This window comes from Pseudoroseicyclus tamaricis (assembly GCF_012070395.1).
Taxonomy (GTDB): Bacteria; Pseudomonadota; Alphaproteobacteria; order Rhodobacterales; family Rhodobacteraceae; genus Pseudoroseicyclus_A; species Pseudoroseicyclus_A tamaricis.
In genome coordinates this window covers 212,757-236,811 of the sequence record NZ_JAAFYS010000002.1, presented here as the reverse complement: position 1 = coordinate 236,811, position 24,055 = coordinate 212,757, and the positions used below count along the sequence as shown (strand labels likewise).

The 24,055-nt window shown below is 71.1% G+C and carries 26 protein-coding genes; 7 read left to right on the top strand and 19 right to left on the bottom strand.

The genetic code is table 11. The features are described 5' to 3' along the window. Window positions 1-108: 108 nt before the first annotated feature. From GY170_RS07475 to GY170_RS07450, 6 genes are all read right to left on the bottom strand, one after another. A complete protein-coding gene (locus GY170_RS07475) occupies window positions 109-837 on the bottom strand; it encodes a GGDEF domain-containing protein (RefSeq protein ID WP_163891643.1) in 729 nt (242 codons plus the stop codon). Between the two features lie 93 nt (window positions 838-930). Continuing rightward, the gene (locus GY170_RS07470; protein ID WP_163891641.1) at window positions 931-1,671 is read right to left on the bottom strand and encodes a GGDEF domain-containing protein; all 741 of its coding nucleotides are present in this window, start codon (window positions 1,669-1,671) and stop codon (window positions 931-933) included. Window positions 1,672-1,816: 145 nt separating this feature from the next. Further along, window positions 1,817-2,494, bottom strand: coding sequence for an alpha/beta hydrolase (locus GY170_RS07465; RefSeq protein ID WP_163891640.1), 678 nt, complete (start codon window positions 2,492-2,494; stop codon window positions 1,817-1,819). After that, window positions 2,491-3,114 (bottom strand): DNA-3-methyladenine glycosylase family protein, encoded by a 624-nt coding sequence (locus tag GY170_RS07460; RefSeq protein WP_163891638.1) that lies wholly within the window; start codon window positions 3,112-3,114, stop codon window positions 2,491-2,493. The genes GY170_RS07465 and GY170_RS07460 overlap by 4 nt, the downstream gene beginning before the upstream one ends. Continuing rightward, window positions 3,111-3,857: a precorrin-6A/cobalt-precorrin-6A reductase gene (locus tag GY170_RS07455; RefSeq protein WP_163891636.1), complete on the bottom strand. Its 747-nt coding sequence runs from the start codon at window positions 3,855-3,857 to the stop codon at window positions 3,111-3,113. Before GY170_RS07455 ends, GY170_RS07460 begins: the two co-directional genes overlap by 4 nt. Then, entirely contained in the window at window positions 3,854-4,888 is a 1,035-nt protein-coding gene (locus tag GY170_RS07450) for a cobalt-precorrin-5B (C(1))-methyltransferase (RefSeq protein WP_163891634.1), read from the bottom strand. The genes GY170_RS07455 and GY170_RS07450 overlap by 4 nt, the downstream gene beginning before the upstream one ends. A 108-nt stretch (window positions 4,889-4,996) precedes the next feature. On the opposite strand from GY170_RS07450, the gene cobA reads away from it, so the two are divergent. From cobA to GY170_RS07435, 3 genes are all read left to right on the top strand, one after another. Further along, on the top strand, window positions 4,997-5,773 hold the full coding sequence (gene cobA, locus GY170_RS07445) for a uroporphyrinogen-III C-methyltransferase (RefSeq protein ID WP_163891632.1): 777 nt from the start codon (window positions 4,997-4,999) through the stop codon (window positions 5,771-5,773). Window positions 5,774-5,849: 76 nt separating this feature from the next. After that, a complete protein-coding gene (locus GY170_RS07440) occupies window positions 5,850-7,151 on the top strand; it encodes a cobyrinic acid a,c-diamide synthase CobB (RefSeq protein ID WP_163891630.1) in 1,302 nt (433 codons plus the stop codon). Then, window positions 7,148-8,365 (top strand): MFS transporter, encoded by a 1,218-nt coding sequence (locus tag GY170_RS07435; RefSeq protein ID WP_163891628.1) that lies wholly within the window; start codon window positions 7,148-7,150, stop codon window positions 8,363-8,365. Before GY170_RS07440 ends, GY170_RS07435 begins: the two co-directional genes overlap by 4 nt. Window positions 8,366-8,387: 22 nt before the next feature. On the opposite strand, the gene GY170_RS07430 is transcribed toward GY170_RS07435, so the two are convergent. The 8 genes from GY170_RS07430 to GY170_RS07395 form a co-directional block, all read right to left on the bottom strand. Next, on the bottom strand, window positions 8,388-9,140 hold the full coding sequence (locus tag GY170_RS07430) for a squalene/phytoene synthase family protein (RefSeq protein ID WP_163891626.1): 753 nt from the start codon (window positions 9,138-9,140) through the stop codon (window positions 8,388-8,390). Beyond that, entirely contained in the window at window positions 9,137-9,844 is a 708-nt protein-coding gene (locus tag GY170_RS07425) for a class I SAM-dependent methyltransferase (RefSeq protein WP_163891624.1), read from the bottom strand. The genes GY170_RS07430 and GY170_RS07425 overlap by 4 nt, the downstream gene beginning before the upstream one ends. Continuing rightward, window positions 9,841-11,484 (bottom strand): citramalate synthase, encoded by a 1,644-nt coding sequence (cimA, locus tag GY170_RS07420; protein ID WP_163891622.1) that lies wholly within the window; start codon window positions 11,482-11,484, stop codon window positions 9,841-9,843. Before cimA ends, GY170_RS07425 begins: the two co-directional genes overlap by 4 nt. A 112-nt stretch (window positions 11,485-11,596) precedes the next feature. Then, window positions 11,597-12,973, bottom strand: a complete 1,377-nt coding sequence (gene cysS, locus GY170_RS07415; RefSeq protein WP_163891620.1) for a cysteine--tRNA ligase — start codon at window positions 12,971-12,973, stop codon at window positions 11,597-11,599. 129 nt (window positions 12,974-13,102) lie between these two features. Beyond that, a complete protein-coding gene (locus tag GY170_RS07410; RefSeq protein ID WP_163891617.1) occupies window positions 13,103-13,639 on the bottom strand; it encodes a DUF1697 domain-containing protein in 537 nt (178 codons plus the stop codon). A 286-nt stretch (window positions 13,640-13,925) separates the two neighbouring features. After that, window positions 13,926-14,447: a gamma carbonic anhydrase family protein gene (locus tag GY170_RS07405; RefSeq protein ID WP_163891615.1), complete on the bottom strand. Its 522-nt coding sequence runs from the start codon at window positions 14,445-14,447 to the stop codon at window positions 13,926-13,928. Then, a complete protein-coding gene (gene gmk / locus GY170_RS07400) occupies window positions 14,444-15,100 on the bottom strand; it encodes a guanylate kinase (protein ID WP_163891613.1) in 657 nt (218 codons plus the stop codon). Before gmk ends, GY170_RS07405 begins: the two co-directional genes overlap by 4 nt. Before the next feature lie 7 nt (window positions 15,101-15,107). Continuing rightward, window positions 15,108-16,004 (bottom strand): YicC/YloC family endoribonuclease, encoded by an 897-nt coding sequence (locus GY170_RS07395; protein WP_235924079.1) that lies wholly within the window; start codon window positions 16,002-16,004, stop codon window positions 15,108-15,110. Window positions 16,005-16,173: 169 nt separating this feature from the next. Here GY170_RS07395 and GY170_RS07390 point away from each other — a divergent pair, with 169 nt between their 5' ends. Further along, window positions 16,174-16,818, top strand: a complete 645-nt coding sequence (locus tag GY170_RS07390) for a PAS domain-containing protein (protein WP_163891608.1) — start codon at window positions 16,174-16,176, stop codon at window positions 16,816-16,818. A gap of 118 nt (window positions 16,819-16,936) precedes the next feature. Here GY170_RS07390 and GY170_RS18460 read toward each other — a convergent pair whose 3' ends face one another. Genes GY170_RS18460 through GY170_RS07375 form a run of 3 tightly spaced genes read right to left on the bottom strand, consistent with a single transcriptional unit; the run spans window position 16,937 to window position 19,185 of the window. Continuing rightward, the gene (locus tag GY170_RS18460) at window positions 16,937-17,335 is read right to left on the bottom strand and encodes a GFA family protein (protein ID WP_163891606.1); all 399 of its coding nucleotides are present in this window, start codon (window positions 17,333-17,335) and stop codon (window positions 16,937-16,939) included. After that, on the bottom strand, window positions 17,332-17,757 hold the full coding sequence (locus GY170_RS07380) for a GFA family protein (protein ID WP_167803304.1): 426 nt from the start codon (window positions 17,755-17,757) through the stop codon (window positions 17,332-17,334). The genes GY170_RS18460 and GY170_RS07380 overlap by 4 nt, the downstream gene beginning before the upstream one ends. Window positions 17,758-17,811: 54 nt before the next feature. Further along, the gene (locus tag GY170_RS07375; protein ID WP_163891602.1) at window positions 17,812-19,185 is read right to left on the bottom strand and encodes a class II 3-deoxy-7-phosphoheptulonate synthase; all 1,374 of its coding nucleotides are present in this window, start codon (window positions 19,183-19,185) and stop codon (window positions 17,812-17,814) included. Between the two features lie 333 nt (window positions 19,186-19,518). Between GY170_RS07375 and GY170_RS07370 the strand changes: the two genes are divergently transcribed. Beyond that, the gene (locus GY170_RS07370) at window positions 19,519-20,532 is read left to right on the top strand and encodes a GlxA family transcriptional regulator (RefSeq protein WP_163891600.1); all 1,014 of its coding nucleotides are present in this window, start codon (window positions 19,519-19,521) and stop codon (window positions 20,530-20,532) included. 40 nt (window positions 20,533-20,572) lie between these two features. Here GY170_RS07370 and GY170_RS07365 read toward each other — a convergent pair whose 3' ends face one another. Beyond that, window positions 20,573-20,872 carry a hypothetical protein gene (locus GY170_RS07365; RefSeq protein ID WP_163891598.1) on the bottom strand — a complete coding sequence of 100 codons (300 nt, stop codon included), beginning with the start codon at window positions 20,870-20,872 and terminating at the stop codon, window positions 20,573-20,575. A 97-nt stretch (window positions 20,873-20,969) separates the two neighbouring features. Then, window positions 20,970-21,914 carry a homocysteine S-methyltransferase family protein gene (locus tag GY170_RS07360; protein WP_163891596.1) on the bottom strand — a complete coding sequence of 315 codons (945 nt, stop codon included), beginning with the start codon at window positions 21,912-21,914 and terminating at the stop codon, window positions 20,970-20,972. Between the two features lie 172 nt (window positions 21,915-22,086). Between GY170_RS07360 and GY170_RS07355 the strand changes: the two genes are divergently transcribed. Then, a complete protein-coding gene (locus GY170_RS07355) occupies window positions 22,087-22,704 on the top strand; it encodes a TetR/AcrR family transcriptional regulator (protein WP_163891594.1) in 618 nt (205 codons plus the stop codon). 160 nt (window positions 22,705-22,864) lie between these two features. Continuing rightward, window positions 22,865-24,043, top strand: a complete 1,179-nt coding sequence (locus GY170_RS07350) for an ABC transporter substrate-binding protein (protein ID WP_163891592.1) — start codon at window positions 22,865-22,867, stop codon at window positions 24,041-24,043. Window positions 24,044-24,055: the final 12 nt, after the last annotated feature.

Here is a 24,055-nt window from a genome sequence, read left to right as displayed (position 1 = left end):
GCCTCTTTCCGCGCAAGCCCAACATGATGCGGGGCATGGGACCTGCCTTGCCATGGCGATATGTCGCCCGGATGACAGGCGCTGGCGCAGATCGCGGCCCCTGCGGCGTCACCCCGGGGCGGGCCCCGGCGCGACGGCGAAGACGAGCCGGGCGCGGCCCTCTGCCTTGGCGCGGTAGAGGGCCCCGTCGGCGGCGCTCATCAGCTCCGACAGGGTGGCGCCCGGCCAGCTCTCCGCCGCGCCGGCGGAGGCGGTGAGGACGATGCCGGCCGCCAGATCCGTCTCCACCGGCAGCTCGGCGATGACGCGGTGGCCAATCCGCTCCGCCATCTCCATCCCGGCGCCGGTGAGGTAGACGGCGAACTCCTCGCCGCCGATCCGCGCCACGAGATCGCGCTCGCGCACCGTGGCGCGCAGGTGGCGGCCGACGGCGCCCAGACAGAGGTCCCCCACCTGGTGGCCGTAGGTGTCGTTGATGCGCTTGAAGTGGTCGATGTCGATGAGGATCAGCGTGCCCTGCAGCTCCCCCTCGCCCTCCGCCAGCGCGAAGAACTGGCGGCGGTTGGGCAGGCCCGTCAGCATGTCCGTCCCCGCCAGCTCGGCGAGGCTGGATTGCAGGCGCACGAGATGCTGCACCAGCAGGAGCGCCAGCACGGTGAAGGGCGTCGCGACAAGGACCGGCAGCAGCACGTCGCCGTAGAGGTTGTAGCCGTCGAGCCCCGTGATGGAGAGGTCCACGAGCAGGTTCAACGCGACGATCGCGGCCAGCAGCGCAAGGAGCCTCATGACAAACCCCAGCCGGCTCTGTGGCGCGAGGATGCGTATCAGTTTCGTCACCCCGGTCTCCTGAGCGTGGCGTTGCAGGTCAGGTGCGGATCAGCATAGCGCCCGGGGCAGGATGCCCCAAAGGCCTTTACGGTGTCTTGCGGTCTAGCAGACGATGGCCATGGGCCGGATGGGCTCCGGCTCTCCGTCGACGACGAGGCGGGCGCGGCCGGCGGACTTGGCACGGTAGAGCGCCCGGTCGGCCGAATTGACCAGCTTGCACACCTCATCACCGTCCCGCGCGTAGGCGACCCCGCAGGAGAGGGTCAGCTCCGGCCCCGGCAGGTCGCCCCCGAGGTCGAGCGAGAAGGGATTGACGAGGCGCGCGGCGATTGCGGCGACACGCTCCTCCTCGTCGGCGGTGATGAGGATGCCGAACTCCTCGCCGCCGATGCGCGCCACGAACTCGCCCGGCCTCAGAGAGGTGCGCAGCCGCTCGGAGACCTGCCGCAGCCCGGAATCGCCGGCGGCATGGCCGAAGCTGTCATTGATGCGCTTGAAGTGGTCGATGTCGGCGACGATCACCGCCGCCGGCGGGGTGCGCGCCGCCGCCGCCTCGAAGCCGCGGCGGTTGGGCAGACCGGTGAGCATGTCCGTCATCGCCAGCGCGGCGAGCTGTTCCTGCAGGCGCCGCTGGCGCTGCAGCAGCGCGAGCGCGAGAATGATGAAGGGGAAGGCGACGGTGCTGGCGACGAGGTATTCGAGCGGCGGCACGCTCTCCATCCCCTTCACCCAGACGTTGACCGCGACGTTGACGGCATTGACCACCACCATCACGCTCGCCGCGCGCAGGATGAAATCGGCGCGGCGGCGCGGCGCGATCAGATCGACCAGTCTGTCCAGCATGTCACTCGTAACTCCTGACGCCAAACTCACCATGCGGCCGCCCCTGTCGAGGCGGAATACGGGCGGGAGCGCGACAATTCATGCAAATTTTAACGAGCTGCGGCGAGGGACCTGCCCCCCGGCGGCCCGCTCCGGCCCGCGGGTGTCAATCTCCGCCGCGGTAGCCGAGCCGCTCGCGCAGGAAGGCCAGCGCGACGGAGAGGCCCTCGGGGGCGATGCCGTGGCCCATCCCCTTGTCGACATGGGCGAAGACCTCGCTCCACCCTGCCTCCTGCAGCGCCTCGGCGGCGGCCGGGAGAGACTGCGGCGGGACCACCTCGTCGGCATCGCCGTGGACGAGCAGGATCGGCGGGCGGCTGACCACCTCGTCGGTCAGCAGCTCCGGCTCCAGCAGGCGGCCGGAGAAGGCGGCGAGCGCGGCGACCGGATCGTCCCGCCGGGGCAGGACGTGGAGCGCCATCATCGTGCCCTGACTGAAGCCGAGCACGGCGACCTGTTCGGGCAGCAGGTCCTCCTCCACCATGACGCCGTCGAGGAAGGCGTTGAGGTCGGCGGCGGCGCGCAGGAGCCCCTCCTGCGCCTCCAGCTCGGAGGAGCCGTCGATCCAGGGAATCGGGAACCATTGCAGCCCCATGGGCGCGGCGGCGCAGGCCTCCGGCGCGTCGGGGGCGAGGAAGAGCGTGTCGGGCATGTGCTCGGCCATCGGCTCGGAGAGCGAGATGAGATCGGCGCCGCTGGCGCCGTAGCCGTGCAGGAAGATGAGCGCCGAGCGCATCTCGCCGCTGCGGGGCTCGACCCGCTCCGTCCGCAAGCCTCGTGTCATGAGATCCCCGCCCTGCCCTTGTGGTGAAGGTAATAGGACCAGAGGAGCCGCGCCGCAACCGCACGCCAGGGCGACCAGCTCTCGGCGAGATGGCGGAGGGCCTTCGCATCGGGGCGGGATGGCAGATCGAAGAGAAGGCGCGCCGCCTCCTGCATGGCGAGGTCGCCGGCGGGCAGCACGTCCGCCCGGCCCTCGGCGGTGAGGGCGTAGAGCTCCGCCGTCCACGGGCCGACGCCGGGGAGAGCGGTGAGGGCGCGGAGGAGCTCGTCGTCCGGCAGGCGGGCCATCGCCTCGAAATCGGGGGCGGCCGCGGCGATGGCGCGGGCCGAGCGGGCCTTGGCCCGGGAGAAGCCGTGGGAGAGGAGGAGCGCCTCCTCCGCGGCGGCGATGGCGGTGGGGTCATGGAGGCCGGCGGCCTTGATTCGGGACCAGATGGCATCGGCGGCGGCGGTGGAAATCATCTGCCCGTTGATGATGTGCAGCAGAGTCGCAAAGCCGCGCGGCCGGCGGCGGAGCGGCGGATCGCCGGTGAGGGCATGGACGGCGGCGAAGCGGGGCTCGCGGGCAGAGAGGGCAGCGATGCCGGCGCGGAGGTCGTCTTCGCTGTCGATGCGGCTCATGGCTCGTCGCTCCCTTGCGGGCGCGCCTCGCGCAGCGCCCAGGCGAGCGCCTCGGCGGGCGCCCTGACATGCGGGCCGGCCGGCGGGCGGCGGAGCAGGATCACCGGCAGGGACAGGGCCCGGGCGGCGGCCAGTTTGCCGGCGCCGCCCGCGCCGCCGGAATCCTTCGTGACGAGGTGGGTGACGCCGTGGGCCTGCATCAGGGCAGCCTCCGCCGACGGGTCCGGCGAGGGGCGGCCGATGATCCAGCGGCCGTTCGGGAAGGGGAAGGGCTCCGGCGTGGGGTCGATCCGGCGCACCAGCAGGCGGTGCGGGGCGAGCGCGGCGAAGGAGGGCAGCGCCCGGGGGCCGACGGAGAGCCAGATGGTGGCGCCGGGCGGGATGTGGTCCATCGCCTCCTCGGGGCTGTCGATGACGCGCCAGTCGTCACCCGGGCCGGGGGACCAGCCGGGGCGCAGCAGGCGCAGGTAGGGCACCCCTGCCCCGGCGCAGAGGCGGCGGGTGCGCGGGCCGATACGGGCGGCGAAGGGGTGCGTGGCGTCGATGACTGCGGTGATGCCGGCCTCGCGGAGGGTGGCGAGAAAGCCCGCCTCGCCGCCGAAACCGCCGGTGCGGGTGGGGAGGCCGAGACCCCCGGGCGCCGCCGTGGCGCCGGCGAAGGAGGCCAGCGCGGGCAGGCCCTCCGCCTGCAGGAGGCCGGCGAGCACCCGCGCCTCCGCCGTGCCGGCCAGGAGCAGGATCATGCCGTCGCCAGCACATTGCCGGCCCGGTCGATGACGACGATGTCCACCGCCACCGGCGCGCCCTGCAGCATCGCCTCCGCCTGCGCGCGGGCGCGGGTGGCGATGGCCTCCGCCAGCGGCGGGCCGGCGCGGGTGACCGCCTCCAGCACGCTGTTGGCGCCGGCGAGGGACGCATCTCCGGCCCACTCCGCCAAGAGGCCCATGTCCGCCTGCGAGCGGGAGGAGTGTAGGTCCACCGCGCCCTGCGCCAGCTTGGCCAGCTTGCCGACGCCGCCGCCGATCGTCAGCCGGGGGACGGGGTGGCGGCGGAGGTACTTGAGGAGACCGCCGGCGAAATCCCCCATGTCGAGCATGGCGTGGTCGGGCAGGCCGAGTCGCGCCTGCACGATCCGCTCGCTCGTCGCCCCGGTGCAGCCGGCGACATGGGCGGCACCGGTGGCGCGCGCCACGTCCACCCCCCGGTGGATCGAGGCGATCCAGGCGGCGCAGGAGAAGGGGCGCACGACGCCGGTGGTGCCGAGGATGGAGAGCCCGCCGGCGATGCCGAGGCGGGGGTTCCACGTCTTCAGCGCGATCTCCTCCCCGCCGGGGACGGAGACGGTGATGGCGATGTCCGGCGTCGCGGCGTGCTCGGCCGCCATATCGGCCACCACCTCCTCCATCATCTTGCGCGGCACCGGGTTGATCGCCGCCTCCCCCGGCGGGATCGGCAGGCCCGGCTTGGTGACGATGCCGACCCCCTCGCCGGCGTGGAAGGTGACGCCGCCCGGGCTGGCGCTCACCCGGGCGATGATCAGCGCGCCGTGGGTCACGTCGGGGTCGTCTCCGGCATCCTTGACGATGCCCGCCTCCGCCCAGCCCTCGCCCGCCGCCATGTGAGCGAGCGGGAAGACCGGGCGCTCGCCCTTCGGCAGCAGGATGGAGACCTCCTGCGGGAAGCTGCCGCCCCAGAGGCGCGCGAGCGCCGCCTTCGTCGCCGCGGTGGCGCAGGCGCCGGTCGTCCAGCCACGGCGGAGGGGGGGCTCGCTCATGGAAAGGAGCATAAGCGCCGCCGGCCCCGGGCGCCATGTCGTCTCTGCAGGGCGGAGCGCCGCCGCCGGGGCTTCAAAAGCGCCGCGATCGGCGCGATATAGCGCGGCATGGACCTGCCTTCGCATCACTGGCCAGATTTCCTGCCCGGCTGGGTCTGGCTCTGCGGCGCGGGCCCCGGCGACGCGGGCCTGCTGACGCTGCACGCCCTCAACGGGCTGCGGCAGGCCGATGTCGTCGTCCATGACGCGCTGGTGGGGCCGGAGATCCTGAGCTTCGCGCCGCAGGCCGAGCTGATCCATGCCGGCAAGCGGGGCGGCAAGCCTTCCGCGAAACAGACCGACATCTCGCTGCGGCTGGTGGAGCTGGCGCAGGCCGGAAAGCGGGTCTTGCGGCTGAAGGGCGGCGACCCCTTCGTCTTCGGCCGCGGCGGCGAGGAAGGCGCGGCGCTGAAGGCTGCCGGCATCCCCATGCGCATCATCCCCGGCATCTCGGCGGGGATCGGCGGGCTGGCCTATGCCGGCATCCCGGTGACGCACCGGGACGTCAACCAGTCCGTCACCTTCATCACCGGCCATGACCAGAGCGCTGCCGCGCCCCACAAGCTCGACTGGGAGGCGATCTCGCGCGCCTCCGAGGTGCTGGTGATCTACATGGGCATGAAGCATGTCGGCCAGATCGCCGGCGCGCTACTCTCGGCCGGGCGCCCGGCGGAGGAACCCGTGGCGGTGGTCTGCGACGCGACGCTGCCGGAGCAGCGGGTGCTGGAGACGACGCTGGGGGCTTTGGAGGCAGATCTGGCCGCCTCGGGCCTCGCGCCGCCGGCGATCATCTGCGTGGGACGCGTGGTGGAGAAGCGGGCCGTGCTGAATTGGCTGGGGTCGTGAGAGCTGCGCGGGCGGAGGGGGGCGCTGCCCCCCGGCTTCGCCTCCCCCCGGGATATTTCGAGAAAAGCGAGAGCTGGTGACGCGCGGGCTGCTGATCGCGGCGCCCTCCTCAGGCGCGGGCAAGACGACCGTGACGCTGGGAATGCTGAGGGCGCTGGCGCGGGCGGGCGTGGAGGTGCGGGGGGCGAAATCCGGGCCGGATTACATCGACCCGGCGTTCCACGCGGCGGCGACGGGGCGGGCCTGCGGGAACCTCGATGCCTGGGCGATGGCGCCGGGGCGGCTGAGGGCCCGCGCCGGGGGCGGCGGGCTCCTGGTGATCGAGGGGGCCATGGGGCTCTTCGACGGGGCGCCGCCGGAGGGGCGCGGATCGGCGGCGGAGCTGGCGAAGGTGCTGGGTGCGCCTGTGGTGCTGGTGGTGGATGCCGGGCGGATGGCCGGCTCGGTGGCGGCGCTGGTGAGCGGCTTCGCGGGGTTCGATCCGGGGGTACGGGTTACGGGAGTGATCTTGAACCGCGTCGGCTCGGACCGACACGAGCGGATGCTGCGTGGGGCGTTGGCGCCGCTGGGTGTGCCGGTGCTGGGGGCACTGCGAAGGGACACAGGACTGGCGCATCCCTCCCGGCATCTGGGGCTGGTACAGGCGGGGGAGCGGCCGGATCTCGAGGCGTTCCTGGAGCGCGCCGCCGATGCGGTGTCGGCGGCGGTGGACCTTTCGGCGCTGGAGGCACTTGCGGAGGAGCTGGTTCCGGGAGAGGCGCCGCGGCTGACGCCGCCGGGCCAGCGGATCGCCGTGGCGCGGGACGAGGCCTTCGCCTTCGCCTATCCGCATGTGCTGGAAGACTGGCGGGCGGCGGGGGCGGAGCTGGCCTTCTTCTCACCGCTGGCGGACGAGGCGGTGCCGGCGGCGGATGTCGTCTTCCTGCCGGGCGGGTACCCGGAGCTACATGCGGGGCGGCTGGCGGGAGCGCCGAAGTTTATTAATAGCTTGAGGAATGCTGCAGAAACATCTGATATTTATGGGGAATGTGGAGGATACATGACCCTCGGTGACGGGCTCGTCGATGCCGAGGGGCTCCGCCACGCCATGGTGGGGCTCCTGCGGCTTGAGACGTCCTTTGCCGAGCGCCGGCTGCATCTGGGCTACCGGGAGGTGCGCGCCGGCGCCGGGCCGATGGCCGGCGACTGGGCGGCGCATGAGTTTCACTACGCAACCACCCTCTACGAAAAGGGAATGCCGCTCTTCGAGGCCACCGACGCCGAAGGCACCGTCCTGCCCCCGATGGGGCTGCGCGCGGGCCGGGTCTGCGGCTCCTTCGCGCACCTGATCGACCGGCGCTTGCCCCCGGCTGCTGCTGCCGCTACCGCAGCTTCATGACCGAGACGATCGACCCCCAGATCAACGACCGGGCCGCGCGGCGCAATGTCGCCGTACTGGTGGCGGCGCAGGCGCTGATCGGCGCGCAGATGCCGATGATCTTCACCATCGGCGGGCTCGCCGGGCAGATGCTGGCACCGAACGCCTGCCTCGCCACGCTGCCCATCTCGCTCATCGTCTTCGGCTCGATGACCACGGCGCCGTGGATCTCGCCCTTCATGGCGAAGGCCGGGCGCCGCGCCGGCTTCATGATCGGCTGCCTCGGCGGCGCCATCGGCGCGCTCGTCGCCGCCTGGGGCATCTCACTCGGCTCCTTCGGGCTGCTGCTCGTCGGCAGCTACCTGACCGGCATCTACATGTCCGCGCAGGGATTCTTCCGCTTTGCCGCGACCGACCGCGCCTCCGAGGCGTTCCGCCCCCGCGCCATCTCCTACGTCATGGCCGGCGGGCTTGTGGCGGCGCTCGTCGGCCCGCAGCTGGTGAAGGTGACGGCGGAGGCGACGGCGATCCCCTTCATCGGCACCTACCTCGCCGCAGCCGCGATCAACCTCGTCGGCCTCGGCCTCGTCTGGTTTCTCGACCTGCCCGCCCACGCCCCGGTGCCGGGCGCACCGCGCGGGCGCAACGTGCGAGAGCTCCTCAGCTCGCCGCCGATCCTCGTCGCCATCATCGTCGCCATGGTCTCCTACGCGCTGATGAACCTCGTGATGACGTCGACGCCCCTCGCCGTCGTCGGCTGCGGCTTCACGCGTGGCAACGCGGCGGATGTCGTCTCCGCCCACGTGCTCGCCATGTTCGCCCCCTCCTTCTTCACCGGCCATCTGATCGCCCGCTTCGGCACGGCGCGGATTATGGGCATCGGGCTGGCGCTGCTCGCCGGCGCCGGCGTCGTTGGCCTCGCGGGGGTGGAGCTGGAGAACTTCTTCGGCGCCCTCGTCCTCCTCGGCCTCGGCTGGAACTTCGGCTTCATCGGCGCCACGACCATGCTCGCCGCGCACCATGCGCCCGAAGAGCGCGGCCGCGTGCAGGGGCTGAACGATGCCATCGTCTTCGGCTGCGTGACGCTGGCGAGCCTCGCCTCGGGCGGCTTGATGAACTGCTCCGGCGGCGACGTCGTGCAGGGGTGGAACGCGGTGAACCTTGCCATGATCCCGCTGCTGACGCTGGCCGGCGGGGCGCTCATCTGGCTGGCGATGCGGCCGAAGACGGCCTGAGGCGACCCGAGACGGGAGGCGCCTACCAGCCGCCGCTGGCGGATTTCGCGATCAGAGACAGGCGCTTGGCGAAGGGAGAGCCCTCCAGCCGCCCCTCCTCCACCCGCTCCGGCGCCTTCGTCGCCCGGGTGAGGATGGCGCGAGCCTGCCAATGGGCGCGCAGCGCCGGGGCGACGCCCGAGAGGTCCGCCTGCCGCGCCCGCGCCAGCCATTCCAGCCCGACGGGCGCGACAATTCCCGGCGGCTCCGGCAGGGGCTCCATCCCCGCGGCGCGGAGCGCCGGCACGGCGAGGAACCAGTTGGCCAGCCCCCCGGCCCGCGCGGCGAGGCGCACCGGCGCCTCCTGCTCGGGCCGGGCGCCCATTCCCAGGGCAGAGGCCCAGGCCAGCGTGCCGGCGGTGGCGTCGAGATGCGCCTCCAGCGCCGCCCGGCTTTCCATCGGCTCGCGGTTGGCCTCGGTCATCCGCGCCTCGACCAGCGGGGTGAGGAGCGCGGCGGTGATGGGGGTGCGCCCCATCAGCTCGGCGAGCGGCTGCACCACCTCGTGCTGGCGCACCTTGCCCTTCTCGATCTCCTCCAGCGCCTCGCGCCACCATGTCAGTCGGATCGCGGCGATCATCGGCTCCGAGGTGCCCCAGGCGCCGCGGCTGAGCTCGACGTTCAGCGCATAGAGCGGGAAGAGCACCGCCCGCGCCTCCGGCGGCACCGACATGGCGGCGAGGAAGCGGTCGGCGTCGCCGGCCTTCACGGTTTCTGCGCAGGCCTGCAGGCTCATGCCGCGCGCGCCACGGTGAGGAGGTAGCCTGTCTGCCGCCGCCAGCGCCGCCAGGCCGCGATTTCCGCCCGGGACGCGCCGATGGCGGCGAGGAGGTCGTCGGAGGCCTCCCGCTCCAGCGCGTCGCAGCGGGCCTCCAGCGGCTGGTAGTAGCGCTCCCAGGCGGCATCGGAGAGGCGCCACGTCTCCAGCGACTCCCAGCCCGTCGCGGCGACGGCGTCGGCGATGTCGCTCTTGGTGCCCACCGGCTCGTCGCCCCACATCTCGGCGGGGTCGAAGTTCGGGTCCGGCTCGAAGAGGCAGGGGTGGGAGAAGGCGATGGCGCCGCCCTCCGCCACCAGCTCCCGCAGCGCGCCGAGCCCGTCGCGCAGGCCGAGATTGTAGAGCGCGCCGGCAGACCAGATCAGGTCGAACGGCCCGCCCGGCTCCGTCATCGAGGCGACCTCGGCGGCGACGCGCGGGTCGCCCGCCCAGGCCTCGCTCACCCGCGCCACGAAGGGGGCGTGGGTATCGCGGGCGGTGACGTGGCCCTCGGGCGCCGCCTCCAGCAGCGCCGCGATGTCCGCCCCGGGCCCGCAGCCGGCGTCGAGGATGCGGGCGTCCCGCGCGAGGCCCAGCACCTCGGCCGCCCGCGCCACGTCCGCCGGCTCGCCCGGTCCCTCGCGCTCCAGGCCCGAGTGGACGGCGAAGAAGGCGCCGTTCATTCCGCCGCCTCGCCGGCCGCAGCGCCCGCCGCCTGCCCCTGCATCAGTTTCCAGCGCACGGCATCCACCAGCGCCTCCACGGAGGCGTCCACTATGTTGGCGGAGACACCAACGGTCGACCAGCGCCGCTGCTCGCTGTCCTCGCTGTCGATGATGACGCGGGTGACGGCCTCCGTCCCCGCCCCGGTGATTCGCACCTTGAAGTCGACGAGGCGCATGTCGTCCACCAGCGCCTGATAGCGGCCGAGGTCCTTGGCCAGCGCGTTCCAGAGCGCGTTGACCGGGCCGGCATCCTGCATCTCGTCGCCATAGGGGTTCTCGTAGAAGGAAGTGATGCGCTCGCCCCCGATGGCAATCGTCACCACCGCTTCCGAGACGATGACCACCTCGCCACGCGCGTTCCGCCGGCGTTCGGAGATCACCCGGTAGCGCTCCAGCTCGAAGAAGCGGGAGGCCGGCCCCAGCTCCTCCAGCGCCAGAAGCTCGAAGCTGGCCTGCGCGGTGTCATAGGCGTAGCCGCGCGATTCGCGCTCCTTCACCTTGTCGAGGATCAGCGGCAGTGCCGCATCGCCCTTCTCCACCTCGATCCCCGCCTCCGCGAGCCGGGCGCGAAGGTTCGACTGCCCCGCCTGGTTCGACATCGGCACGATGCGCGCGTTACCGACCACCTCCGGCTCGATATGCTCGTAGGTCCGCGGGTCCTTGGCGATGGCGGAGGCATGGAGCCCCGCCTTGTGTGCAAAGGCCGAGGCGCCGACGTAGGGCGCCTGCTTCTGCGGCACCCGGTTGAGGATGTCGTCGAGCATCCGGCTCACCCGCCGCAGGCCGCGCAGCGCCTCCAGCGTCACGCCGGTCTCGTATGCGCTGGCGTAGGGCTCCTTCAGCAGCAACGTCGGGATCAGCGTCGTCAGGTTGGCATTGCCGCAGCGCTCGCCGAGCCCGTTGAGCGTGCCCTGCACCTGCCGCACGCCGGCATCGACGGCCGCGAGGGAGCCGGCGACGGCCTGCCCCGTGTCGTCATGGCAATGGATGCCCAAGTGATCTCCCGGGATGCCGGCCGCGATCACCTCGCGCACGATCCCCGCGATCTCCCCCGGCAGAGTGCCACCGTTGGTGTCGCAGAGCACCACCCAGCGTGCCCCGGCCTCGTAGGCGGCCAGCACGCACTCCAGCGCATAGGCCCGGTTCTGCTTGAAGCCGTCGAAGAAGTGCTCGGCGTCGAACAGCGCCTCCCGCCCGCTCGCCACGAGATGGGCGATGGAGGCGGAGATGTTCTCCACGTTCTCCTCCAACGTGATGCCGAGCGCGGTGGTAACGTGGAAATCATGCGTCTTGCCCACGAGACAGACGGAGGCGGTGCCGGCATTCATCACCGCCGCCAGCACGTCGTCGTTCTCGGCGGAGCGCCCGGCGCGCTTGGTCATGCCGAAAGCCGTCACCACGGCGCGCCCCGGCTCCACCTCATCGAAGAAGGCGCTGTCGGTCGGGTTGGCGCCCGGCCAGCCGCCCTCGATCTGGTCGATGCCGAGCCTGTCGAGCGCCGCCGCAATCCTCAGCTTCTCGGCTGTGGAAAACTGCACCCCTTGGGTCTGCGCCCCGTCGCGCAGCGTGGTGTCGTAAAGATAAAGCCGCTCGCTCATCGCACCGCCTCCCCGGAGCGCACGGCCCCCGTTTCATCTGGCCAAAAATACCGCGGGGGGAGTCGCCCCTCGGGGCGACGGGGGGCAGAGCCCCCCTCTATTGCAAAAGGACTCATACCAACTTCCCCGCATCGAACCCCGGCCCGGGCGCCCAGTCCGCCCCGTCCGGCCGGTCCATCACCTCGACGCCCGCCTCGGTCAGCAGCGCCCGGATCTCGTCCGCCCGCGCGAAGTCCTTGGCTTTGCGCGCCGCATGCCGCTCCTCGAGCAGCGCCTCGATCTTCGCGCCGGCATCCCCGGCGCCCTCCCAGCCGGCGAGCTCGTCCGTCAGCAGCCCCATCAGCTGCGCCGATCCCAGCAGCGCCCCGGCCTCCCCGGCCCGCGCCAGCTCGTGCAGCCGGGCAATGGCGCCGGCGGTGTTGAGATCGTCGCCCAGCGCCGCCAGCACCTGCGCGTCGGGCGCCCCCGGCTCAGCTCCGGCGACCAGCCGACGCCAGTCACGCAGGGTGCCCTCGGCCTCCTCCCGCTTCGTCTCCGTCCAGTCCATCGGCTTGCGGTAATGCGTGGAGAGCAGCACGAAGCGGATCACCTCGCCCGGCACGCCCTTGTCCAGCAAATCGCGGATGGTGAAGAAGTTGCCCAGGCTCTTGGACATCTTCCGCCCCTCGACCTGCAGCATCTCGTTGTGCAGCCAGACGCGCGCGAACTCCCCCTCGGGATGGGCGCACATGCTCTGCGCCAGCTCGTTCTCGTGGTGCGGGAAGGTCAGGTCCGTGCCGCCGCCATGGATGTCGAAGCTCGGCCCGAAGAGCGCGTCGCTCATCGCCGAGCACTCGATATGCCAGCCGGGGCGACCGCGCCCCCATGGGCTCTCCCAGCCCGGCAGCGACTCGTCCGACGGCTTCCAGAGGACAAAGTCCATAGGGTCGCGCTTGTAGGGCGCCACCTCGACCCGCGCCCCGGCGATCATGTCATCCACCGAGCGGCCGGAGAGGGCGCCATACTCCGGGTAGGACCCCACGGAGAAGAGCACGTGCCCCTCCGCCTCGTAGGCATGACCCGTCTCGATCAGACCCTCGATCATCGCGATCATCTCGCCCACGTGCCCCGTTGCCCGCGGCTCGTGCGTCGGGCGGAGCGTGCCCAGCGCCTCCATGTCGTCGTGATACCAGCCGATGGTCTCCTCGGTGATCGCGCCGATGGCCTCCTGCACGCTCTCGCCGGTCTCCTCCGCCCGCTCCTGCGCGCGGGCGTTGATCTTGTCATCGACGTCGGTGAAGTTGCGCGCATAGCTCACCGCACCCTCGCCGTAGACATGGCGGAGCAGCCGGAAGAGCAGGTCGAAGGTGACCACCGGCCGGGCATTGCCGAGATGCGCGCGGTCATAGACCGTCGGCCCGCAGAGATAGATGCGCACATCATCCTCGCGGATCGGGGCGAACGGCTCCTTCGCCCGGCTCTTGCTGTTCCAGAAGTGGAGTGTCGTCATGGCGGCCTCGCGCGAGGGGTCGCGGGGTGGCTATCTCAGACGATCAGGGTGTGAAAGAGCGGCCCGCGACGATTGTCAGCAGGAAATAATGCAGCAGATGATGCAGATGCTCTTCATGGGCCCCGCCTATCACGCCCCCGCGCCCGCGTCCACCATTCCGGCGAGCTTGCGAACGGTATTGAGGTTGCGCCCGGTCAGCTCCGTTCCCTCGACGACGCGGCCGATCCGCTCGCCGAGCCGGCTGCCCGCCATCCCCTCGGGATGCAGCATCCAGACATGGCGGCCGACGACCTGCAGCGCCTCGCTCTCCCGCTTCAGCTCGCGGTAGCGCGCCTCGTCGATCCGCGGCGTCTCCCAGCAGAAGAAGCAATGCACCTTGTTGCCGCTCTCAACCTCGAAGGGGCAGTTCTGGGCCACCTTCCGCATTTCGCCAGCGGTCAGCACCAGCACCGGCACAGCCCGCCCGAACTCCGCCGCGATGGCCGCCTCCAGCGCCTTCGCCAGCTCTGCCGGGTCACCCTCTGCGGAAAACACGACGTTGCCCGAGGCGATGTAGCTGCGCACGTCGCCCCAGCCGAGCCCCTCGGCCAGCGCCCTCAGCCGCGCCATCTCCACCTTCACGCCGCCGACATTCACGCCGCGCAACAAGGCCACGAATACAGCCATACCGCCCCCGTCTCTCCCCAGCGCCCCGAAGCCCTGGCCCCTCCACCATGCCGACCCCCCGCCCCCAAGTCACCGCCCTTGAAAAAGCCGGCCGCTTACGCGCCACCCGCCCAACCCGCCGCCCCTGTCTTTGGTCCGAAAAATCCTTGGGGGGGCTGGCGCAGCCAGCGGGGGGCAGACAGCCCCCCTCCTCCACCAGCCACCCTCCAACACGTCCGCCCCATCGCCGCCGGGGATCCCCGGGCGGGCGGGCGCACGCCGCAGGCGAGGCCGCCCTGCCCGGGGCCTATTCCCAGGCGGTCAGCTCCAGGCCGAAGCGGCGGGCATTCTCCTGGTAGTGGCGGGCCGAGACGCGCAGCCCCTCGATCTCCGCCTCCGTCAGCGTGCGGACGACCTTGCCGGGCGCGCCGATGACGAGGCTGCCGTCGGGGATCTCCGTGCGTTCGGTCACCAGAGCCGCGGCGCCGATCAGGCAGTTGCGGCCGATCCTGGCGCCGTTGAGCACCGTCGCCCCCATGCCGATCAGGGAGTTCTCGCCGATCGTGCAGCCATGCAGCATCGCCCGGTGGCCGATGGTGCAGCCATGGGCGATGGTCAGCGGGAAACCCATGTCGGTGTGCAGGACGGCGTTCTCCTGGATGTTCGTGCCGGCGCCGACGATGATCGCCTCGTTGTCGCCCCGCAGCGCCGCGCCGAACCAGACGGAGGCATCCGCCCCCAGCACCACCGCGCCTATGACATGCGCGCCCGGCGCCACCCAGGCGGAGCTGTCGACCACCGGCTTGCGGCTGCCCAGATCGTAGATCATGCCCGTTCCTCCTTCTCCTCGCCGAGAGCGCGGACGAAATCGCGCAGCCACGGCTGCCGGCCCCGGCGCAGCCGCTCGGCGGCGACGATGGTCTTCACCTGCTCGGCGCAGGTTGCCAGGTCGTCGTTGACCAGCACGTGGTCATATTCCGCCCAGTGGCTGATCTCCGCCAGGCTCTTCTCCATCCGCGCGCGGATCACCTCCTCGCTGTCCTGCCCCCGCGCCCGCAGGCGCGTCTCCAGCGCCTCGATGGAAGGCGGCAGGATGAAGAGCGAGACGACGTCGTGGCCGAGCGCCGATTCCTTGATCTGCTGGCCGCCCTGCCAGTCGATGTCGAAGAGCGTGTCCTGCCCGGCCGCCATCGCCGCCTCCACCGGCGCGCGGGGCGTGCCGTAGAGGTTGCCGAAGACGCGGGCGTGCTCGAGCATCTCGCCCCGCGCCACCATCGCCTCGAAATCCTCGTGGCTGACGAAGTGATATTCCCGCCCGTCCTGCTCGCCCGTGCGCGGCGCGCGCGTCGTGGCGGAGACGGAGAAGCGGATCGTCGGATCCCATTCCCTCAGCGCCCGGGCGAGGGAGCTCTTGCCGGCCCCGGAGGGGGAGGAGAGGATGATCAGCAGGCCCCGCCGGGCGCCGCGCGTCAGGTCGGCCATCTACGTCCTATTCCACATTCTGAATCTGCTCGCGCATCTGGTCGATCAGAGCCTTGAGGTCCAGCCCGATGCGCGTGAGCGCCGCATCGCCGGACTTGGCGCAGAGCGTGTTCGCCTCCCGGTTGAACTCCTGCGCGAGGAAGTCCAGCCTCCGCCCCACGGCGCCGCCCTCCGCCAGCAGCTCCCGCGCGGCGGTGACATGGGCGGTCAGCCTGTCCAGCTCCTCCGTCACGTCGCCCTTCACGGCGAGGAGCGCCAGCTCCTGCGCCAGCCGCTGCGGGTCGACCGGCGTCTCCTCCAGCACCCGCGCCACCTGTGCCTTCAGCGTCTCGCGCGCCGTCTGGGCGCGGGCGGCAGCGGCGGCACCGGCATCGGCCACCAGCGCCTCGATCCGGGTCAGCTGGGCGGAGATCAGCTCCGCCAGCGCCGCCCCTTCGCGGGCTCGCATGGCGAGGAACTCCGCCAGCAACGCCCCGAAATCCGCCATCAGCGGCTCCAGCAGCGGCCGGGCCGAGGCGGGCGTGGGCGAGCGGAGGACACCGCGCTGGGCGAGGAGATCGGCGGGAGAGACGGGGCCGAGCGCGAGGCCGACGCGTTCCGCCCGGGCGCGCACCGCCTGCACCTGCGCCAGCACCGCTTCCAGCGCCGCCTCGTCAACCTCCATGGCGCCGTCACCGGCCCCGTGACCGAGGCGAAGCGTGAGGGAGACGTTTCCGCGCGTTACGGCGCCGGTCAGCGCCGCGCGCAGCCGCGCCTCCAACCCGTCGATCCCCTCCGGCAGGCGCAGCCGCAGGTCGAGCCCGCGGCCATTGACGGCCCGCATCTCCCACGACCACTCCCCTGCGCCGCCCCGGCCGCGGGCGTCCTCGCTGGCGCGGCCCGGGCGGCTGGCGAATCCGGTCATCGAGGCGATCATGGGCGCCCTTCGCTGGTGAATGGTCCGTCCCGGTTAGAAGATTGGGAAAGTCTGAGCAAGACCGGCACGAATTAACCGTTTCGTAACTTTATTGAAAACAATTTTCATCAAACCGACTAGGATCGGCCCAAGAAGTTTGAGAAAGACGGAGTCGGTTATGGCAGGCGACAGCAACATGGGTGATCTGGCCGAGGCAACGGGCCCGCTGGTGCGGCTCGAGCGGTACTGGCGCAGCCTTGCCCGTCCACAGAAGCTCCCCGCCCGCGGCGAGATCGACCCCAACCGCATCGACGATGCCCTCCCCCATGCCTTCATCCTCGAGAAGGTGGCGCCCGGCATCGGCCGGATGCGGGTGGCCGGGCACGCCCTGCAGGCCGAGCTGGGGATGGAGGCGCGGGGGATGCCCATCTCCGCCTTCTTCCTGCCGGAAGCGCGGGGCGCCCTGCGCATGTGGCTCAACCAGCTGTGGAGCGTGCCGGCCCTTGTGGACATCCCCGTCCATTCGACCCGCTCCATCGGCCGGCCGAAGGCCAACGGGCGCCTGCTGCTCCTGCCCCTCTCAGACGAGGCGGGGGAGACGACGCGGGCGCTGGGGGCTCTCGTGCTCGACACGCCGGCCGGGCGCAGCCCGCGGCGGCTCGCCATCGGCCCGGCGGAATCGCTGCGCTGGGAGCCGGCGATGCGGCAGGCCTTCACGCCGCGCCTCGTGCGCGCGGAGGATGCCGTCGCCGCCCAGCCGCCGCACCAGCGCCCCCTTCGCGAGGGGCGCCCGCAGCTGCGGCTCGTCTCCGGCGGGCAATAGGCGCGGACTCTTGGTGCCGGGGCCGGGGCAGCGGCCCGTTCCGGGCGCGGGGGCGCGCGCCGGCGGCACCTTGGGCGGCGCGGGGCGGAGGTGACCTCCGCCCCGCGCCGATCCCCTCTCAGAACCAGAGATCGGCCACCCGGCCTTTGACGTATCCCGGCACCTCGCCGCGGAGCATATCGACATGGCGGACCGGCAGATCCGCCACCGCCTCCGGCTCCGCCATCCGCAGGTTCACCGCCATCCGCCGTCGCCCGTCCGGCTGCACCGCCACGGCCCGCCAGTAGGCGAGCCCGCCGCAGGTGGGGCAATGGTGGAACTCGATCTCCCGGTCGCCGCGCAGAAAGCTCCGCGTCGGCCCCGACACCGTGATCGCCTCCCCCTCCCACCCGTAGGCCCAGAGCGCGGCGGCGCGGCGGCAGAGCCCGCAATTGCAGGCCGTCGCGCTCTCCGGCGCACCGGCCCAATGCCAGCGGACGGCGCCGCAATGGCAGCTCCCCTCCACAGCGGCGCTCATGCCCAGAGATCCGCGAGGCACTGGCCGCGCTTCGGCAGGTCCTCGAAGCTGACCAGCCCCTCGAAGGGCTGCACCGGGATGTCCGCCACCGAGTCAGGATCGAGCGCAAGCCGGAGGTTGGCGGCGAAGCGCCGCGGCCCGCCGCGTGCCACCTCCGTCCAGCCCAGGTAGGACCCGCAGGTCGGGCAGAGATGGAGGGCGATCGCCCTCGGCCCCCACAGGTAGAGCCGCGTCTCCCCGGTGATCGTCCCGCCCGGCCCGTCTTCGGCATAGGCCATCATGACGCCGAAGCGGCGGCAGAAGGTGCAGTTGCAGGTGGTCGCGTCCTGCGGCCGCTCGGCCAGCCACCAGCCGGCCCCGCCGCAGATGCAGCGCCCCTCCAGTGCGGGTGCCTCGCCCATGACGACCTCCAATCCGGACAAGAAGAAAGGGGCCCCGAAAGGCCCCTTCCCTGCAAGCGATTTCCGGCGCGAGGCTCAGGAGGCGGCGGCCGCCTCCTGGATGGCGCTGCGGCGGCTGACCAGCTCCTCGGAGACGAGGAACGCCAGCTCCAGCGCCTGGGAGGCGTTGAGCCGGGGATCGCAGGCCGTGTGGTAGCGGTCCGACAGATCCTCGTCCGTCACGGCGCGGACGCCGCCGGTGCACTCGGTCACGTCGCGGCCCGTCATCTCAAAATGCACGCCGCCGGGGATCGTCCCCTCCGCGGCATGGACGGCGAAGAACTCGCGCACCTCGCGCAGCACCGACTCGAAGGGCCGCGTCTTGTAGCCGGAGGCGGACTTGATGGTGTTGCCATGCATCGCGTCGCAGACCCAGGTGACCTTGGCGCCCTCTTCCTCCACCGCGCGGATCAGGCGCGGCAGATGCTCGCCGACATTGCCGGCGCCGAAGCGGGAGATCAGCGTCAGCCGCCCCTCCTCGTTGGCCGGGTTCAGCTTGGCGATCAGCGCCTTGAGGTGGCCGGTGGTCATCGACGGGCCGCACTTCAGGCCGATCGGGTTCTGCACGCCGCGGCAGAACTCCACGTGGGCGCCATCGGGCTGGCGCGTCCGGTCGCCGATCCACAGCATGTGGCCGGAGCCGGCGAGCCACTTGCCGGAGGTCGAATCGAGCCGGCAGAGCGCCTCTTCGTACTCGAGCAGCAGCGCCTCGTGGGAGGTGTAGAAATCCACCGTCTCCATCGCGTGCCGGGCCTCGGCGCCGACACCGGCGGCGGCCATGAAGTCCAGCGTGTCGGAGATGCGGTTCGCCATGTCGCGGTACTTCTCCGCCTCGGGCGATTCCACGAAGCCGAGCGTCCAGGCATGCACCTTGTGCACGTCGGCATAGCCGCCGGTGGAGAAGGCGCGCAGCAGGTTCAGCGTCGCCGCCGCCTGCAGGTAGGCCTGCTCCATGCGCCGCGGGTCTGGGATGCGCGCCTCGGGCGTGAACTCGAAGCCGTTGATGATGTCACCGCGGTAGGAGGGCAGCTCCTGCCCGCTCACCACCTCGGTCGGCGCCGAGCGCGGCTTGGCCATCTGGCCCGCCATGCGGCCCACCTTCACCACCGGCACCTTGGCGCCGTAGGTCAGCACCATGGCCATGGAAAGCATGACCTTGAACGTGTCGCGAATGCCGTCGGCGGAAAACTCGGCAAAGCTCTCGGCGCAGTCGCCGCCCTGCAGCAGGAAGGCCTCGCCCCGCTGGGCGGCGGCAAGCGCCGTCTTCAGCCGCCGCGCCTCGCCGGCAAAGACGAGCGGGGGATAGGAGGAGAGCTTGGCCTCGACAGCCCCGAGGGCCGCCGCATCGGTATAATCGGGCATCTGCACCCGAGGCTTCTGCCGCCAATCCGATTTCGTCCAATTGCTCATCTCGTCCTCCATCCGTGCGGCCGTCTGTCATGTCGCGCTGTCCTGGCGCGCGCCGCAGGGCGCTCGTATAGCGGCGCCGCGCCCTCAGGCCAAGGGAAACCCCCGCTGCAGCGCGGCAAGGCCCGCCCTGCCCCGTCTTTGGTCCCCCAAATCCTCGGGGGGCTGCCAAGGGCAGTGGAGGGCAGACAGCCCCCTCCCCGGCCCGAAAGCTCGCGCCATCCCCAGACCGCCACCGAAGGCGGCAGAGAAAAGCGACCTGCGCATGTCGCGTTCGATTGCCCTTGCGGCGGCGGGGCAAACCTGCTGAGGCTCTCAAAACCCGGTTTGGCCCGCATGACCATCACGCATATCGAACCACAGATCGTCGAGATCGAGAACGCGCCGGAGCGGCCCCGCCGCTTCGTCTTCGTGCTGCTCGACAATTTCACCATGCTCTGCTTCTCCTGCGCGGTCGAAGCCCTGCGCATCGCCAACCGCATGGCCGGCCGCCAGCTCTACTCCTGGTCGCTGGCCGGCGAGGGCGGTGAGTTCGCGCGCTGCTCGGCCGGCACCGAGTTCCGCCTCGATAGCGATCTGGCCGAGCTGGCCCGCGACGACATCGTCCTGCTCTGCGGCGGGATCGACGTGCAGTTGGCGACGACCAAGAAGGTCCTCTCCTGGCTTCGGCGCGAGGCGCGGCGGGGCGTGACGATGGGGGGCTTGTGCACCGCCTCCTACACGCTGGCCCGGGCCGGCCTGCTCGACGGCAAGCGCGCCACGATCCACTGGGAGAACCAGGACAGCTTCGCGGAGGAGTTCGAGGACGTCACGCTCACCAAGAGCGTCTTCGTGGTCGACGGCAACCGGATCACGACCGCCGGCGGCACCGCCTCCATCGACCTGATGCTCAAGCTCATCGCCGATCACCATGGCGAGGATCTCGCCAACGCGGTCGCCGACCAGCTCATCTACTCCGCCATCCGCACGGACCAGGATACGCAGCGTCTGTCGATTCCCACCCGCATCGGCGTGCGCCACCCCAAGCTCTCCCGCGTCATCCAGCGGATGGAGCAGGCGATCGAGGATCCGATCTCCCCCGCCGCCCTCGCGGCGGAGGTCGGCATGTCGACCCGCCAGCTGGAGCGGCTCTTCCGCCGTTACCTCTCGAAGAGCCCAAAGCGCTACTACATGGAGCTGCGCCTGCAGAAGGCGCGGAACCTGCTGATGCAGACGGATATGAGCGTGATCAACGTGGCGCTCGCCTGCGGCTTCACCTCGCCCTCGCACTTCTCCAAGTGCTACCGCGCGCATTACGACACGACGCCCTACCGCGAGCGTGGCAGCCACGCGGCGCGCCTCTCCGTCTGAGGGGGCGCCGGGCAGGCTCAGGAGCCTGCCCTTGCGCCGGTCACGAGCCTTTGCCGAGTGCGACCGTGCACCACGCCCGGGCCTCCGGTCCGAGGGCAGCACAGGCGGCCCGCGCCTCCGCCATGTCGCTGTGCCCGTCGATATGGGCCACGTCGCGGAACGTCAGACGGGCTTTGACGCCTGTGGTCCGAGGCGTCTCCGCCACCGGCTGCTGGCCGGGCGAGTGGCCGTCGATATGGGCGGGATCCGCGAAGGTGCAGGGCTCGGCGCGCGCCGTGGTCCCCGCGAGCGCGACGCTGCCGCTGATGAGGGCGGTGAAGAAGAACATCTCTCTGGTCATCTGAAAATTCCTTGGAAATCGGGCCTCGCGGCCCGTCTGATACGAAAGCAAAGGGCGGGCGCCCCGCGGCGCCCGCCCCGGTCTCGCTGTCTCTGGATCAGGCCGCCTCGGCCGACAGGCAGCAGGCCCCGACGGCGCCGAGATGGCGGTGGTCGGTGCCGCAGCAGCCGCCCAGGACCTTGAGGTTCGGCAGGAGCGGCATCATCGCCGCGTGCAGCCGCCCGTATTCGGCAGGATCGCCGTCATCGAGCACCTCCGAGACGTCGAGCTCGGCATGGCTCATCCGTGAGGCGTTGGCCCGGAGCCCGCCGATCCGCTTCAGCCAGCCGCCCGAGAGAGCAGAGGAGAAGTGATCGGGGTGGGCGCAGTTCACCATGTAGTAGACCGGCGCGCCGTCCGTCGAGATATCGACCTCGGCGATGGCCCCGCCGATGCCCTGCCCGTTCGGCAGCCGCCCGTCCGTCTCCACCGTGAAGGAGACGGCGACCGGCACTCCCGCCGCCTGCGCGGCGCGCACGACGCCAATGGCCTCGGACGGATAGGTCATCGTCACCGCGGTGACGAGATCCACGCCAGCCTCGGCGAGCGCCTGCACCTGCGCGGAATGCACCTCTTCGGCGGCAGGCGCACTCAGCGCCTCCTCGATGACGTAGCCATCGCCGGAGGGGCCGACGGCGCCGTTGATGAGCACCGGCATGAGCGGCGTCTCGTAGGCGTCCCGCAGCTCCTGCGCGAAGGCGACGGCGCGCGTGTTCACGCCGGCCACGTCGCTGTGGCCCAGCCGCGCCATCCAGGCGGAATTGGCGCGCCAGGTGGCGGTGTCGCAGAAAAAGCCGGTGCCTGCCCGGGCGGCGAGGTCGACGTAGCCGGCATAGTAGCGCGTCAGCGCCGCACGCCCCCGCGCATCGTCCAGCAGCGGGTAGGCCGCGAAGCCCGGAAGGTCGAACCCCTCGTGATAGATCATCGAGGTCTCAAGCCCGCCATCGGCCAGCCAGGGGCGCGTCGCAGCGAGCAGTTTCGAGAGGTGATCGGACTTGGTCATGATAAATTCTCCTGTCATCTGAAAGCGCCGCCCCTATGCCGCGTCCGGCGCCGCCCGAGCTAGTCGAGCTCTGGTACGGAAGGTTCAGATGGCGCTTCCCCCGTAAAATCAGAGCCTTGCGCGTCGAGCTTTTCACTGTACCGGCAGTCCAGTAGCTGGGGGCACGGGGGCCATGGCCAGGGGGGTCGAGACCCGGGCGAGAATCCTTTCCGTCGCGCGCGAGGCCGTTCTCTGGAAGGGCTTCGACGCGACCTCGATCGACGAGATCGTCGCCGGCGCGGAGCTCACTCGCTCCGGCTTCTTCTACCATTTCCCCGACAAGAACGCCCTCGCCGTCGCGCTGATCGACCAGCATGCCGACGAGGAGCGCGAGATGCTGGACGGCATCTTCGCCCGCGCCGCCGAGCTGTCCGACGACCCGCTGCAGCGCGTGCTCATCGCCATGAAGCTGCTGGCGGAGACGGTGGAGAACGTCGAGCGCGACTATCCCGGCTGCATCGTCGCCACCGCGGCCTTCCAGGACAGGCTCTTCAGTTCCGACGTGCGCGAGGCCAACCGCCGCGCCGTCGCCGCCTGGCGTGACCGTTTCATCGCCGTCTTCGAGGAGCTGGCGGAGAGCTACCCGCCCCGCACCTCGGTGGAGATGGCGGACCTCGCCGACACGGTGAACACCGTTCTGGAAGGCGGCATCGTCATGGCCAAGGCGCTGGGCGAGCGGCGGGTGCTGGCGACGCAGGTGCTGGTGCTGCGCAATCTCCTCCGCCTCGCCTTCGAACCGCCGCGTGCCTAGACATCTGCCCAGGCTGCGCGCTCCGGGGGCGTGTCTCCCGCGCCCAAGGGATGGGCAAATGCCCTCAGACGCCGCGTCTTGCGCGGCAACCACCTTTCATTTCCAAAATTGCCAGTCTAGCCTCCCCGCAGGACCGAAAGTCCATGACAGGGAGACACAAATGAAAAAGCTCATGCTCGCCACGGCCGGCGCGGCGCTGCTGGCCGGGGCTGCCTCGGCGGAAGACGTCAAGATCGGCATCATCCTCGGCTTCACCGGGCCGCTGGAATCGATCACCCCGGCCATGGCCGCGGGCGCCGAAGCCGCCATCGAAGAGATGAACGCTACCGGCTCCGCCATGAACACCTATGAAGGCGTGCGCGCCGACGACACCTGCATCGACAGCGCCGCCGCCACGGCCGCCGCCGAGCGCCTCGTCACCTCCGACGGCATTGCCGCCATCATGGGCGCCGACTGCTCGGGCGTCACCGGCGCCATCCTGCAGAACGTCGCGCGCCCCAACGGCATCCTGATGATCTCGCCGTCGGCCACCTCCCCTGGCCTGTCCACGGCCGAGGATGACGGCCTCTTCTTCCGCACCGCCCCCTCCGACGCCCGCCAGGGCGTGGTGATGAGCGAGATCCTGATGGATCGCGGCATCTCCGAAGTGGCGCTGACCTACACGAACAACGACTACGGCAAGGGCCTCGCCGACAGCTTCGAGGCGGCCTTCACCGAGATGGGCGGCACGGTCACGATCAACGCCGCGCATGAGGACGGCAAGGCCGACTACTCTGCCGAGGTCGCCTCGCTGGCCGCCGCGGGCGGTGAGGTGCTCGTCGTCGCTGGCTACACCGACCAGGGTGGCAAGGGCATCATCCAGTCCAGCCTCGACTCGGGCGCCTTCGACACCTTCGTCCTGCCCGACGGCATGGTCGGCCAGCAGCTCGTCGACGATATCGGCTCCGGCCTCGACGGCTCCTTCGGCCAGTACCCGGGCACTGACAGCCAGGGCGCCGAGATCTTCCAGGAGATGGCGACCGCTGCCGGCTTCGACGGCACTTCGGCCTTCGCGCCGGAAAGCTACGACGCCGCCGCGCTGATCATGCTGGGCATGGAGAAGGCCGGCAGCACCGACAGCGCCGAGGTCTCCGCCGTCATCATGGATCTGGCCAACGCCCCGGGCGAACCGATCCTGCCGGGCGAGCTTGGCAAGGCGCTGGAGCTGATCGCCGCGGGCGAGGACATCGACTACGTCGGCGCCACCGCCGTCGAGCTGATCGGCCCCGGCGAGAGCGCCGGCAACTACCGCGAGATCGAGATCCAGGACGGCACCATCGAGACAGTGCAGTTCCGCTGATCTGACGATCGC